Source organism: Paenibacillus oryzisoli (genome assembly GCF_050467285.1).
Classification (GTDB): domain Bacteria; phylum Bacillota; class Bacilli; order Paenibacillales; family NBRC-103111; genus Paenibacillus_E; species Paenibacillus_E oryzisoli_A.
On record NZ_JBCMUN010000001.1, the window covers coordinates 714,691 to 728,860 of the forward strand.

Here is a 14,170-nt window from a genome sequence, read left to right on the forward strand (position 1 = left end):
CCGCTCGTCCTTGAAGTCGCCTTGCCAACAGCGCGAGTCCGGTCAGCTCTTGAACCCGCGCATGCCCAGGCAAGCCGCCGCTCGACCTTGAAGTCGCCTTACCAACAGCGCGAGTCTGATCGGCTCTTAAGCCCGCGCATGCCCAAGCATTGCCGCCGCTCGACCTTGAAGTCACCATACCGACAGCGCGACTCCGATCGGCTCTTGAACCCACGCATGCCCAAGCATGCCGCCGCCAGTTTTTTTAAAACTGCCCGCCCCCCAAAGGCTATCCGGCTAAGGTGGCAGAGGTCATCTTCCTCATTTGAATGGCGGTCTTTCGAGATAAGTTATCCCGAATACCTTATTTCCGCGGATTGCCCTTGATTTCCCCTAATAAGATAACCGTCTTATCTTATTTGCTGGTTTTCATCGTGTTTCGGGCACATGGGCAGCAAATAAGTTCGTTCACCTAACTTATCTCCGTTCACCTCGGTTTAATCGGCAAAATAAGATACAGCTGTTATCTTATTTTGCCCGCCGCTCATTCTTGCCGCTGACACTCCCCTCCCAGGGAAAGAATCCCTATAACCATTCTTTCACTTGAGGCTCATCCCTGAATATGAGTTAATAGGAATGTAGCCGGCCGGCTCAAATCCTTCGGAAAGGAGTGATCGAGGTGATTACAACAAATGCAGAGGTGGTTTCTGCGTAATGCAGAAACCCCGTTGTTAAAGTCGGGGGGCCGCAAGGCCTCCCGCATCATGACAATTAAGAAGTCATCTGTCATCATAGGGGATTGGTCTACTAAGGCGAAGGCCTCCCGCATCATGACGAATTTCTCTTCCCACAGAGCCAAGAAGTTTTTTTGACCACGAGTAGACAGCATCTTGCTTTTTACATATAATGTACATGAACAACAAATTTCCTAAATTAGGTGAAAGGAGTGTTATCAAATGAACACAATGACAACCACAGTAGCGATGATTGTAGCGGCAACCGCAGAGGTACGCGTCTCCTAACTGAATATCATTCGTGGAATAACCGTTCACCTGAATTTGTATAACTGAATATACAACCGACAGGCACGATTATGGTCGTGTTTTTTTTATTCCATTTTATGAGAATGGTAGGAGGTTACGGGGCGCTCAGGACACTCTGCAAATCAGTCAAAAAGGACTTTGGCTTTTCGACAATTTGAGGAGGTTTTCATCCATGAGTTACAAGAACGGGAAAGACGTTCTTCCCCCGAGCCTGTTAAAACAATTGCAAGAATATATCCAAGGCGAAATCGTGTATATCCCTAAGAAAGAGCAGAAGCGCGCTGGCTGGGGAGAAAACAACGGGACTCGCATTATCATTGAGCGGAGAAATCGGGAGATTTACCGCATGTATCAAACCGGTTCTACGGTGATGGAGCTGATCAAGACGTTCCACCTCTCGGAGGACAGCATTCGGAAAATTATTGTGAAAACTCGCGAATTAACAGCGAATCAAGTATAGCGGCAGCCCCCTCGTGGTGCTGCTTTTCTTTTTTTAAGTAGGAATTGGCAAAGGGGATGTCGAAAAAAGGGGAAAGCAACGCTAGCGCCATAAGAGGAGGGAGCGGTTTTGGTTTCTGTGTTTGTCTACGGCACGCTGCTTACGGGCGAAAACAACCACTTTGTTGCGAAACCCTATGTTCAGCACGTGCAACCTGGCGCGGTTCACGGCCGTTTATATGATGTCGGCGACTATCCGGCGCTGCTGCTCGTGGAAGAAGGGATCGTTGAGGGGGAATGGCTCGATGTGACGGAGGAAGGTCTTCAGGCAATGGATGAACTTGAGTGGTATTTCGGTCCGGGGCATCCTGACAACGAGTACGAACGCAGCTGGGTGCGGGACATTTCCGGGGAGCGGGAAGGTTGGGTGTACCACTGGCCAGGGCCGCCGGAAGACTTGCCGCCCATTGACGGAACTTCCTGGAGGGCTTATCGAAAAAAGTAATTCGACATAATATTATCTTTTTGGCTATTTTTCGACAGTGTTCTATCTTGGGCTTTAGGATGATGCTATAATTGGTAAAAGAAGACTGCATAGAGGAGCGCTTTGATGTCTTATAAAATTTTACTGGCAGATGACGAAGTCGCGCTGCGGTTTCTGCTAACCGAAACGCTATCGGACGAAGGATATGTCATTTCGGAAGCGGAGGATGGTCAAGTGGCAATTGATCTGCTCAGCACGCACGAGTTTGATTTGGTGATTCTCGATTATATGATGCCGGAACGGACCGGCGTGGAAGTGTGCACCTGGCTTAGGCAGAGCGATAACGGGAATCGGGACCTTCCTGTTATTCTGTTGACGGCCAAAGCGCTGGAAAAAGACAAAGAAAAAGCGAAAGCCGCCGGTGTTACGACCTATATTGTAAAGCCGTTTAGTCCCTTGCAGCTGCTGGACACGGTTGAACACTTGCTGCAGAAATAGCGGAGCTGGCCGGGCTGCGCGATAGAGCAACGATACTTTTGAGTTAAAAAGGGTGATTGTGGGGTATGAACGATACGCAACATCAGACACTCAGGAGCTCCGAAAGTGCTGATGAACGGGGGGCTCGCATTTTAAGACAAGGCAAGAAGGTTTTCTTGGGCGAATTTGAAAAACAGCTGGTTGAGCTGCGCACGCTTATGCTCATGCTTCAGGACGGGGAGCCTGCGCAGGAGGGGCTGCTTCGCGTCTATCGGATTGTGCATACGTTAAAAGGGAGCGCACCGATTTTCGGCTATACCCGGATCGGTCGACTCGCGGAAAAGCTGGTTCGCACCTGGGAATGGACGCAATCTTTCGAAGAATCGCAGGAAGTGCTGCTGCGCACGCTATATCCGCTTGACGAGAGTCTGCTGCGCAGCAAAGAGCTTTTTCGCGAATTGGAGATGGAGCAGGAGATCGGCTTGACGGAGCTAAGCATGGATGAGCAGAAGGAGCAGGGCGGCAGTTCGCTGCTTCGGACGATGAAAGGCCGGATTCTGCTCGTAGACGATGATGATTCGCTGCGCACTTATTTGACCCGGAGGCTGCAGCTTGACGATTGTCTCGTGCATGAAGCGGGTGACGTCGTTACGGCTAAAAGACTGCTGCGCGAGCACACGTACGACCTGGTGACGCTCGATCTTCTGATGCATCCCGAGTCCGGCTATGAGTTGTTTGATTTTTTGCGAGAAGATCCAACGCTCAAATGGCTGCCGCTTATCGTGCTGTCCGGACGGGATGACCTCAGCGACAAGGTGCGCTGCTTCCATTTGGGCGCGGACGATTACGTGACGAAACCGTTCCAGTACGAGGAACTGGCCGTGCGCATTTACGCGCTGCTCAAACGGACCAAAAACTTCGAGCAGCTGGCGTTCCGCGATCCGCTCACCGGTGTGTTCAACCGCCGTTATTTTGAGCTGCAGATTGGTTTGGAGCTGCAGCGCATTGAGCGGTATCCGGCGCCGATTTCGCTTGTTTTCATCGATATTGACTCGTTCAAAAACGTCAACGACACCTACGGGCATCATGTCGGCGATCTCGTCCTGCAAGGGCTGGCACATGTGCTTCAAGTCAATCTTCGGTCTACCGATCTGCTGGCCAGATTCGGCGGGGAAGAATTTGTGATCGTGCTGCCGAATACGACGGCAGACCAGGCGGTCGGCATTATGCAGCAGATTTTGGAGAAGGTCCGTGAGCGGACGATTGCGCAATACGACGGCCAACAGTTTCACATTACATTCTCGGCCGGCGTAGCGGAGTATCAGGTGGGTCTGCTTGTCAACGAGTGGATTACGAAAGCCGACGATGCGATGTACCAAGCGAAGCAGGGCGGCAAAAATCAGGTTCGGCGTTCAGCGCCGGCAGGGGAGAACGAGCAGTTTACGAAGCTGGTCTCCCATGCGCAGGCACAGCTTCAGAAGAAGAAGCTGCTGATCGTCGATGACGATCCGATTCTTCGCGCGATTTTGACGTCGCAGCTTGAGCACTTGCCGATTGCGATTACGCAGATCTCGGACGGCGAAGAAGCGTGGGCGCTTTTGACACAGCAATCGTTTGATGCGTGCATTCTGGATGGCGTTCTGCCCAACTTGGACGGCTTTTCCTTGTTGGAAAGAATTAAGCGGGAAGCCGGCGACGTTCAGGCCGATTTGAAAGTGTTGATGCTTTCGGGCAAAAAGAAAGAGGATGACATCGCGCGAGGCTTGCATTTGGGTGCGGACGATTACATGACGAAGCCGTTCTCGCTGGTGGAGCTGGAGATACGTGTGAAGCGGCTTATGAATATCGGGTAAATGCGGGAAGGGGCAGGCGTGAGCTGGCCTCTTTTTGGCGTTGAGCTGCAGCCACCTTGAACCCCGTCCCCGTTTTCGTCATAATGGAAGTATTCGCAACCAGGGTACATAAAGGAGTCGTTTTCATTGTCGGAAAAAGAAAATTTGGTGCGCTTCGGGATCTCGATGCCTCAGTCGCTGATTGAGCAGTTCGACAGCATGATTGCGGAGCAGGGCTACGATAATCGCTCGGAGGCGATTCGTGATTTGGCGCGCAAGGCGCTGCTCACCTCCAGTACAATGAAGCCGGACGAGACGGTCGCCGGCACGATTGTGATGGTCTACGATCATCACAGCACGGATCTGCCGATTACGCTGACGGAGCTCCAGCACGACTATCATCATGCTATTATTTCTACGATGCATATTCATCTCAATCATGCGCAGTGTCTGGAGATTCTCGTCGTGCGCGGGGAAGTGGCGAAGCTGCGGGATTTGCAGCAGCGCATTCAGGTGCTCAAAGGGGTCACTTACGCGGAGCTTTCTGTGACGCATGTGGACGAGCACGGCCACGATCACGGGCATGGGCATGCGAACGGAGAGCATCATTAGGCAGATGAAAGGACTGCGGCAAAACTCGAAGTTCATCGGCAGGTTTGCTACAATAAGCGGGGGAGGTGCACAATGTCTGCTAAAAAATGGTTTACGCTCGAGGAAGCGAATAGCTTGCTCCCGTTTGTTGATCAGCAACTAACGAAGATGCAAGCGATTAAGCGCGAATTCGAGCACAAATATATGGAACTGCGCCGACTCAAGAATGAGGCCGCAGAACGGCAGCAAACGGAAAAAGATCCGTTTTTCGTGGAGGAAGCGGCGCTGGAGTTTTTACAGATTGAAGCGCGTGGACTTATTGAACATTTTCAAGGAACAGGAATTGAACTCAAGGACATTGATACGGGGCTTGTCGATTTTCCGGCGATGCTGGATGGCGAGGAAGTGCTGCTGTGCTGGCGACAGGGCGAGGATCGGATTCGTTTCTACCACGGCCTGCACGATGGATTTGCCGGACGGAGGCCGTTAGCCGATGAATAAGGGGATTATGAGAGTTAAGGGATGTCGGCGATCGCTTTCGCTCGCGATGCTGGGGCTGCTGATCATGCTCCTGGCTGTAAGCCTAGGCACGGTGGCTCCGCAATCCGTATCTGCGCACGCATCGTTAGTGGAATCCGTGCCGGTGTCTGGCGCCAGGTTGTCTCAGTCGCCGCCTGAGATTAAGATTACGTTTAATGAAGAGCTGGACAGCGGACTTTATTACATCAAGGTGTACGACAACAACGGTAAAGAAATTACGTCGAACAAAGCGCACATGAACGAGCAAGGCAACGGCATCGCGATCGGGTTGCCCAAACTGGAGGACGGCGTCTATCTGATCAGTTACCACATCATTTCGGCGGATGGACACCCGGTCGGGGGCAGCTATCCGTTCACGGTCGGGAACCCGCCGGAGTCGGACGAGTTGTCTTCATCCCCGGCGCTGCACAATCACGATCACGGCTCGGGACCGCTGACGACCAAGGGCTTGCTGCAGTATGCTTCGCGCGGGCTGTGGTTTCTGACGCTGCTCGTGTTGACCGGTTGGATGTTGTGGCTGCGCATGCCAGCTGCGAAGGGCTTACTGGCGAATGGAACGCTGTCCGCTTGGACGCTGAATTTGCAGCGGGGGCATTTGGTGGCGCTCCTGCTGCTGATTTTTACCCACATTGAAGATTTGCTGGGCGGTGGCGGTGTGGAAGAGCTGTGGCAGCTGATCAGCGCGACGACGATCGGCATTTCGTGGGTGCTGCTGCTTGCGCTGTCGCTCGCCGGTTTTCTGCTGGTCGGCCGGAGATTGTGGCTGGACGTCGTGTGGGCGATTGCGCTGCTCGCGGCCAAAAGCTTCAGCGGACACGCAGCTTCCTTTTCACCCAAATGGCTGACGATCGGGCTTGATTTCGTTCATCTGGCGGCTTCGGCTTGCTGGGCGGGGGGACTTGTGCTGCTCTTCGTTCTGTGGCGGAAGAAAGACGATAAGCTCGGCGATTATATGCGCAGCTTCTCGCGGATGGCGTTCATTTCGATTGTCGTGCTGACGGTGAGCGGCGTGCTTTCCGTGCTGCTGTTCCTGCCGAATTTGCACTATTTGCTGTATACGACGTGGGGTAAGCTGCTGCTTGTAAAAGTCGGTGTTGTCGTGCTTGTCGCTGTGGTCGGATTCGTCATTCGCCTGTTCCTGCGCAAGGGCGGCATTCAGCAAACGCACATCTGGGTGAAGCTGGATCTGTCGCTGATGGTCGTCATTGTGGCGTTAGTCGGACTGATCACGTACATGGCGCCGATTCCGTCCAACCAACCGTTTACCTGGCATCAAATGGGCGAAAAGGTGCACGTATCCGTCGATATTTCTCCGAAGGTACCGGGAACGAATACGTTTGAAGCCTCCGTGTGGCTGCCCAAAAACTTGGGCAAACCGAAGCAGGTGCTCATGATTCTTCACAATCAGGACGACGAGACGATTTCTCCGATCTCCGTTCCGCTTGAGCCGTACGTCGACAGTGTTCAGCTTCAGGTGGACGGTTACGGCACAGACTTGGCCAAGTACGATTATAAAGGACAAGGCGCGTTCCTGCCGTTCCGCGGCAATTGGCAAGTGGAGATGCGCGTCATGGACTCGGACGATAATGAGACCGTGTATACGAGGGATTTCATCGTGTATTAGAAAAAGAAGCGCACAAGGCCGCTCCGGTCTTGTGCGTATTTGTATTCGTCAATCTGCTGTTCAAGGAGTGTGGATTGAATGTTTCTGCGAAGTATGACGCTGCTGCAAGAAAAAGTGACGGACCGTCAGTCGCATCCCTTCACTATCCCGGCCATTCGCGGCTTCGAGCGGCTCGATTTCAAGCATCCGGTTACCTTTTTCGTTGGGGAAAATGGATCGGGCAAATCGACGCTGCTTGAGGCGATCGCCGATCAGTGCGGCTTCAACCTCGGCGGGGGCGGCCGAAATAATGTGTATGACGTCGATGCGTCTCAGTCGGCGCTGGGAAATTTCATCCGCCTGTCCTGGCTGCCGCGGGTGACGCAGGGATTTTTCCTGCGGGCGGAGAGCTTTTACCACTTTGCCTCGCATCTCGACCAGCTGGCGAGAGAAGACCCGACGTTCAGGTACCAAGCTTACGGGGGCAAATCGCTGCATCAGCAATCGCATGGCGAGTCGTTTTTATCGCTATTTATTAATCGGTTTGGCGGCGGTAAAGGCATTTATCTGCTCGACGAGCCCGAGGCCGCCCTGTCGCCGGCCAGACAGCTGGCTTTTCTGCGAATCATGCACGACCTGGTGAATGGCGGCAAGTCGCAGTTCATTATCGCGACCCATTCACCGATTCTGCTGGGCTTTCCCGGCGCGCATATTTACAGCTTCGATTCCTCTGCGGTTGAACGCATCTCCTACGAGGAGACGGAGCATTACCAGATCACGAAATCATTTTTGAACCGGACGGATAAATTTTTGGCGGATTTGTTTCGGGACGAGGAATAGACATGCAAAAAAGCGGCAAACCGTACATGACATCATGTCGGTGTTGCCGCTTTATTAATTCTGTTCGAACCCTAGAACAAGCTCCAATCGAATTCCTGGGAGAGTGTCTCCAGCAGATGTACACCCGCGGTGCTGTTCCCTTTGCGATTCAGCGCAGGCCCGACGACGCCGATGCCGTAACGGCCCGGCACGATCGTCAAGATGCCGCCGGAGACGCCGCTCTTGGCCGGCAGACCGACGTTCATGGCAAACTCGCCAGAGGCATTGTACATGCCGCATGTAATCATGAACGTCTTGGCAATCTGCACATAGCGCCGCGGGATCAGCCGCTTATTCCGGATAGGATCGACGCCGTCGAAAGCGAGCACCAGCGCCATCCGGGCAAGATCCTCGCAGGATACCTCAATCGAGCAGTGACTGAAATAGACACGCAGAATGTCGTCCACCTTGCCGTCCAGCACCCCGTTATCCTTGAGGAAGTAAGCCAAAGACCGATTGCGGTGCGCCGTATCCGACTCGGATTTGAACACCGCCTGATTGATCGCAAGGCTCGGATTGTCCGCAATATCTTGGAAAAAGGCCAAGGCCCGCTCAATCTGCTTCTCCGGCGTATCCCCGCCGATCAGGGAGGAGATCGCGATAGCCCCCGCGTTAATCAGCGGGTTGAACGGGATCCCAGGCTCCACCAGCTCCAGCTTCAGCATGGAGTTGAAATCGTCCCCGGTTGGCTCCATGCCAACCTTGGAGAACACGATGGCTTCGCCGTGATCGATCAAGGCCAGCATCAGCGTGAACACCTTGGAAATGCTTTGCAGGGTGAACAGACAGTCTGTCTCCCCGGCTATCACCGTGGCGCCGGAGCCGTCCATGATGCAGATGCCAAGCGAGTCCTCAGACGCGTTCGCCAATTCGGGAATGTAGGTGGCGACGTGGCCTTCTGGCGCTTGCGCCTTGCTTTGGATGACCCACTCGCCAAGATGCGCTTGAAGCTGCTGCCAAGTATCAGGGTGCTGCTGGTGTCCCATGAGGAGTCATCCTTCTCTGCATTAATTTTTCCAAGCTTGCGGATGCACGTCCGAAATAAGCTCCGTCGCCGCGGCGTTCGCGATGACCTGCTCAGGGTTTTTGCAGCCCGGAATGACCGTCGTGACAGCATCGTGCTTGAGGCACCAGGCGAGCGCCCATTTGGCCATATCCATGCCTTGCGGCACTTCTTCCCGCTGAATGCGTTCCACCTCTTCGAGCTTCTTTCTCACAGCTTCCGCATCGTGGCGATGGCGGACGTCGTTGCCGGCGAAAACAGCGCCCGGCTTATATTTGCCGCTCAGGTAGCCGCTGGCAAGCGGTACGCGCGCAAGAACGCCGAGATCCTGTTCCACGCAGGACGGGAATACTTGCTCCTCCGGCGCTCTGTCCAGACGGTTGTACACGACCTGAATCGCCTTGGAGCCGACTTTGGTGGAAGCCGCCGTCTGATGGATGTTGGCATTGCTGCCGATCGAGGTGCCGAGATGGCGGATTTTGCCCGCTTGGGTCAGTTTATCAAGGGTCGTCCAGAGTTCGTCATTATCGAACAGCGAGTCCGGTCCCGAATGGAACTGGTAGAGATCGATGTAGTCCGTATGTAAAGCTTTCAAGGACGCATCCAACTGCTGAACGACGGATTGTGCGCTGTAATCGTCCGTACGCGTAAATAAATCGTGGAAATGATGGCCGAATTTCGTGGCGACGACCCATTTGGAGCGGTCGCGGCGGCTAAGGTAGCTGCCGATGAATGACTCCGACAGATGATCGCCGTAGCATTCCGCCGTATCGATCAAGTTAATGCCAAGCTCTGCCGCTTGGTCGAGGATGCGGTCAACTTCATCTTGCGTGTAGTTCAATCCCCACTCGCCGCCGAATTGCCAGGTGCCGACGCCGACGACGGAAACTTTAAGATCGGTTTTGCCAAGTCTGCGAAATTTCAATGTGTACACGCTCCTTTTTTGTGTGTCTCCACTCATTATACAACAACAATTTATTTTATATTAATACAGACGGGGAGGAAATAGGGTAAGGTGGTAGAAGCGTTAAGAGATTATGAAGATTAGGGAGCTGATCCGCTTGAAATCGACCTCCATCTGGAAATTCGCCAAGGAATGGGTGCCCACCATCGCGTTTGCAATCCTCCTTGCGTTGGTCATCAATACGTACGTGGCGCAGGCCATGACCGTACCATCGGGGTCCATGCTGCCGACAATTCAGCTGAAAGACGAGATTATCGTGGAAAAAATGAAGCCGCTCACCGATTTTGAATTTGGCGACATTGTCGTCTTCTGGCCGCCGCTCGAAGGCAACAAAGACCGCTATGTGAAACGGCTGATCGGTCTGCCCGGCGATACAATTGAAATTAAGAACGGCACTTTGTACCGTAACGGCCAAGCTGTCGAGGAACCTTATGTGAAAGATAAAATGACATACACCTTCGGTCCAGTTGCCGTGCCTGCGGGCAATTACTTTTTCCTCGGCGATAACCGCAACGACAGTTATGATGCCCACTTGTGGCCAACGCCGTTCGTACCGGAGAAAGACATCATCGGCAAGGCCGTATTCCGGCTCTTCCCGCTCAATCATCTGGGAACGATTGAATAAGGCAAAAAGCTCCTGTCCTCTTGTGAAGAGGAAGGAGCTTTTTATTATTAAGCCATGCCTGCCGCGAGATCGCCGTCATCCGGTTTATCGCCTTTCTTGCGTGACTTGCGTTCGGTAATTTTCATATTGCCGATGAAGAGCGCAAGTACGGCACCCAGGATGACGAACACCAGACCGATCTGGAAAACGTTTTGCAGCGAGGTGACGAGTGCGTTTTTGATCATAGGCACCATGTGTTCCACGAATTCCTTCGGCATTTCCGCCAGTTTTTCCGGGTTAAGCAGCGAGGAATACAGGCCTTGCGGATTCGTGTGAATCAAGTCCGTCATCTGACTCGCCAGTTGGCTCGATTCCGCGGGCAGTTGTTTCACGACAGGTTCGAGATCATGCTCAAGGAGCACTGTCGACTTGTGGTTCATAATCGCGCCGAGAATGGTCATCCCGAACGTACCGCCGATTTGCCGGAAGAACTGGGAGGACGACGTGACGACGCCAAGCTCTGATTTCGGGAAGCTCTCTTGCAGCGCAAGCGTCAGAATCGGCATCACAAGGCCCATACCCAGACCGAGAATGATCATGTAGCTTGAAGCCATCAGCTTCGTTGTATCAATGCCCATGGAGCTCAGCATGTAGAACCCAACGGCCATGACTAGCATCCCGATCAGCATCTGATTGCGAACGCCCAGCTTGTAGACGAGTTGGCCGGAGACAATGCTGGCGATAATCATCGTGACCATCAGCGGTGTCATCACCGTGCCGGAGGCCGAGGCGGAGATACCGACGATGCCTTGCATGAACAGCGGTACGAACATGATAGCACCAAACATGCCGACCGACATCAGGAAGCCAACGCCATTGAGAGTCGTGAAGATTTTATTTTTAAACAGGCGAACAGGAAGAATCGGTTCTTTGGCGCGGCTCTCGATACGAACGAAGGCGATTAAGGAGACCGCCGCAAGTACGAACAAGCCGATAATTTGCCACGAGCTCCAAGGGTAGTCTTTTCCACCGAATGTCAAAGCAAGAAGCAGGGAGACAACACCGACGATCATCGTCACGATACCCGGAACGTCGAACGTAACTTTGCCTGTCGCTTTGTGCTTAGGAAGTGCGAATGCAATGAGAATAACGGCAAGAATACCGACTGGCAAGTTGATATAGAACACCCAGCGCCAGTTCCACGCGTCGACGATCCAGCCGCCGATTTGCGGGCCGATGACGGACGAAAGTCCGAAGATGGCCCCGAAAACGCCCTGCCATTTGGCACGCTGTTTACCTGTAAAAATGTCCCCGATAATAATCATCGCCATCGGCATCATAATCCCGCCGCCAAGGCCTTGAAGACCGCGGAACAAGATCAACTCTGTCATATTCTGCGACATGCCACACAGCGCTGAAGCGACGATAAAAATAATAAGTCCTGTTACATAAATGACGCGGCGGCCAATCAAGTCCGCCAGTTTACCGGCGATTGGAACGACAACGGTTGATGTCAGCATGTACGCTGTGGTCAGCCAAGCCATAAGACCGAGCCCGCCGAATTCACCGACGATCCGCGGCATGGCAGTGCCGACAATGGTGCCGTCCAGTGCGCCGAACAGCATAGCGATAATAAGTCCTGTAATAAGCAGCCCTTTATTTTTAAAATGGGCCGTGTTGTTCTCGGCATTCGTATCCGAGTCTGTGTGCGGTACTGATTCCATGAAGTATCCTCTCCTCTGACTTAATAGGTTGCAGTAAATTTCTCAAAAGCGGAAACCATCGTATGAAGTTCATCCTTGGAAAGCTGCTTGAGTCCGCGCTCCATCACATTACGGGTAACTTGGGAAGCCTGGTCAAACATGCGCTTGCCTTTCTCCGACACTTCGACCAACACGATGCGACGGTCTGTCTCGTGTTGAAGACGCGCGACATGACCGCTTTGCACCAGACGGTCGATCATGACCGTTATCGCGCTTGGCTTAACGCCCATAAGTTCAGCTAAATGGCTCTGTTTGGGGGTGCCTTGTTTATGAATCATCGCTAGTAGGAATAGCTGCGGAGGCGTAAGCTCCGTTTCAAGCTCGGCAAAAACCGCTTGATGAATTTTGCGATGGGCGATCTCATAGGCGGTACGGAAGCGATTGGTGTAGGAAATTAAATCGTCTTCCAAGTGAATGCACCTCCTTATCAGTTAAATTGTTTGAATTTTTAAGATATTAAACAATGAAATTATTAAATTGAATAATAGTTAAATTGTTTAAATAAAATATAATCCGTTTGGCTGCTGCCGTCAATAGAATTTTAAGAGGGAATGACAGGCATACTTGCATATCGCCCTTATCTTGCATATAATAACTGGTACATATACGTTGAAATGCTTTGACGGAGAAGAGTATGCAGTGCTTCTTGACAGGGAGGGAAAGCCAGAGATTGAGAGCTTTCTCCGAGAATCAGGCTGCTGAAGTTCGCTCCTGAGCAGTCCTTTGAACGAAAGCTTTGAAAGAGCATTTAGTAGGAGGAACCGGGCTATCGTCCGTTATCTGAAATGAAGTGAGATTCGTTTATTCGGCATGTCCACATAGACGATCTAATTAGGGTGGTACCACGGCTTTTCGTCCCTTGTGAGGGAGCGGGAAGCCTTTTTTGCGTTGTTCCAAGGCAACCGTAAGACGATAATCAGGAGGGGTATCCAATGAAAGAGCGGTTAGAAGCGTTAAAGCAAGAAGCGCTGCAAGAGCTAAGCGCAGTAGGGAGTCAGCAGGAACTGAATGAGCTGAGAGTCAAATATTTGGGCAAAAAAGGCCCGTTAACCGAAGTGCTTCGCGGCATGGGTGCACTGAGCGCTGAAGAGAGACCGATCATCGGCCAAGTGGCTAACGACGTTCGCGCGGCGATTGAAGCGGTGATCGAAGAGAAGCAAGCGGCCTACACCAAGCAGGAAACCGAAAACCGCCTGCGCGCGGAAATGATCGACGTTACACTGCCTGGCCGCCCGTCACAACAAGGGGCTGTGCATCCGCTCAGCAAGGTCATCCAAGAGATTGAAGATATTTTCATTGGCATGGGCTATACCGTTGCTGAGGGACCTGAAGTCGAGCAGGATTACTACAACTTTGAAGCGCTGAACCTGCCGAAAGATCACCCGGCGCGGGACATGCAGGATTCTTTCTATATTACAGAAGAAATATTGATGCGTACTCAGACGTCTCCCGTGCAAGTTCGCACGATGGAAAAGCGTAAAGGCGATGTGCCGATCAAAATCATTTGCCCAGGCAAAGTGTTCCGCCGCGATGACGACGATGCGACCCACTCCCACATGTTCACGCAAATTGAAGGTCTTGTCATCGACCGCAATGTGCGCATGAGCGACCTGAAAGGCACCCTGCTGCAATTCGTGCAGGAGATGTACGGCCCAGAGACGCGCATCCGTCTGCGTCCAAGCTTCTTCCCGTTCACGGAGCCGAGCGTTGAGGTCGATGTCAGCTGCGCAATGTGTAAAGGCTCCGGCTGCCGTACGTGCAAGCAAACAGGCTGGCTTGAAATTCTCGGCGCAGGGATGGTGCATCCGCGTGTGCTCGAGATGGGCGGCTACGATCCCAAGGAGTATACAGGGTTTGCTTTTGGCATGGGTGTGGAGCGGATTGCGATGCTGAAATACGGCATTGAAGATATTCGTCACTTCTATACGAACGATCTGCGTTTCTTGAAGCAGTTTTTACATGTGTAGGCT

Annotated in this window: 14 protein-coding genes and 1 other annotated feature; of the genes, 10 read left to right on the top strand and 4 right to left on the bottom strand. The window is 52.7% G+C overall.

Annotated elements, in window-relative coordinates:
* Positions 1-1,194: 1,194 nt before the first annotated feature.
* The 8 genes from ABE504_RS02850 (at position 1,195) to ABE504_RS02885 (ending at position 7,827) form a co-directional block, all read left to right on the top strand.
* Complete coding sequence (locus ABE504_RS02850) at positions 1,195-1,482, top strand: CD3324 family protein (RefSeq protein ID WP_126144708.1); 288 nt, start codon at positions 1,195-1,197, stop codon at positions 1,480-1,482.
* Positions 1,483-1,590: 108 nt separating this feature from the next.
* A complete protein-coding gene (locus tag ABE504_RS02855) occupies positions 1,591-1,965 on the top strand; it encodes a gamma-glutamylcyclotransferase family protein (RefSeq protein ID WP_430084188.1) in 375 nt (124 codons plus the stop codon).
* Between the two features lie 102 nt (positions 1,966-2,067).
* Complete coding sequence (locus ABE504_RS02860; protein ID WP_430084190.1) at positions 2,068-2,442, top strand: response regulator; 375 nt, start codon at positions 2,068-2,070, stop codon at positions 2,440-2,442.
* A gap of 155 nt (positions 2,443-2,597) precedes the next feature.
* Positions 2,598-4,274, top strand: coding sequence for a diguanylate cyclase (locus ABE504_RS02865; protein ID WP_430084193.1), 1,677 nt, complete (start codon positions 2,598-2,600; stop codon positions 4,272-4,274).
* A gap of 126 nt (positions 4,275-4,400) precedes the next feature.
* Entirely contained in the window at positions 4,401-4,865 is a 465-nt protein-coding gene (nikR, locus tag ABE504_RS02870; protein ID WP_430084196.1) for a nickel-responsive transcriptional regulator NikR, read from the top strand.
* A 72-nt stretch (positions 4,866-4,937) separates the two neighbouring features.
* Positions 4,938-5,345 (top strand): DUF2203 domain-containing protein, encoded by a 408-nt coding sequence (locus ABE504_RS02875; protein ID WP_430084198.1) that lies wholly within the window; start codon positions 4,938-4,940, stop codon positions 5,343-5,345.
* The gene (locus ABE504_RS02880) at positions 5,338-7,008 is read left to right on the top strand and encodes a copper resistance CopC/CopD family protein (RefSeq protein WP_430084201.1); all 1,671 of its coding nucleotides are present in this window, start codon (positions 5,338-5,340) and stop codon (positions 7,006-7,008) included. The genes ABE504_RS02875 and ABE504_RS02880 overlap by 8 nt, the downstream gene beginning before the upstream one ends.
* Positions 7,009-7,086: 78 nt before the next feature.
* Positions 7,087-7,827, top strand: coding sequence for an AAA family ATPase (locus tag ABE504_RS02885; RefSeq protein ID WP_430084204.1), 741 nt, complete (start codon positions 7,087-7,089; stop codon positions 7,825-7,827).
* Between the two features lie 71 nt (positions 7,828-7,898).
* Here ABE504_RS02885 and glsA read toward each other — a convergent pair whose 3' ends face one another.
* On the bottom strand, positions 7,899-8,852 hold the full coding sequence (glsA, locus tag ABE504_RS02890; protein WP_430084207.1) for a glutaminase A: 954 nt from the start codon (positions 8,850-8,852) through the stop codon (positions 7,899-7,901).
* A gap of 21 nt (positions 8,853-8,873) precedes the next feature.
* Entirely contained in the window at positions 8,874-9,794 is a 921-nt protein-coding gene (locus ABE504_RS02895) for an aldo/keto reductase (protein WP_430084210.1), read from the bottom strand.
* 112 nt (positions 9,795-9,906) lie between these two features.
* Between ABE504_RS02895 and lepB the strand changes: the two genes are divergently transcribed.
* A complete protein-coding gene (gene lepB, locus ABE504_RS02900; RefSeq protein WP_430084212.1) occupies positions 9,907-10,458 on the top strand; it encodes a signal peptidase I in 552 nt (183 codons plus the stop codon).
* A gap of 47 nt (positions 10,459-10,505) precedes the next feature.
* Here the strand turns inward: lepB and ABE504_RS02905 are convergent, their stop codons facing one another.
* Together ABE504_RS02905 and ABE504_RS02910 are read right to left on the bottom strand one after the other, a co-directional pair.
* A complete protein-coding gene (locus tag ABE504_RS02905; protein WP_430084215.1) occupies positions 10,506-12,161 on the bottom strand; it encodes an MDR family MFS transporter in 1,656 nt (551 codons plus the stop codon).
* Between the two features lie 20 nt (positions 12,162-12,181).
* Positions 12,182-12,610 carry a MarR family winged helix-turn-helix transcriptional regulator gene (locus ABE504_RS02910; protein ID WP_430084218.1) on the bottom strand — a complete coding sequence of 143 codons (429 nt, stop codon included), beginning with the start codon at positions 12,608-12,610 and terminating at the stop codon, positions 12,182-12,184.
* A gap of 200 nt (positions 12,611-12,810) precedes the next feature.
* Positions 12,811-13,063, top strand: a binding site (T-box leader).
* A gap of 69 nt (positions 13,064-13,132) precedes the next feature.
* Here ABE504_RS02910 and pheS point away from each other — a divergent pair.
* Positions 13,133-14,167: a phenylalanine--tRNA ligase subunit alpha gene (gene pheS, locus ABE504_RS02915; protein WP_430084221.1), complete on the top strand. Its 1,035-nt coding sequence runs from the start codon at positions 13,133-13,135 to the stop codon at positions 14,165-14,167.
* Positions 14,168-14,170: the final 3 nt, after the last annotated feature.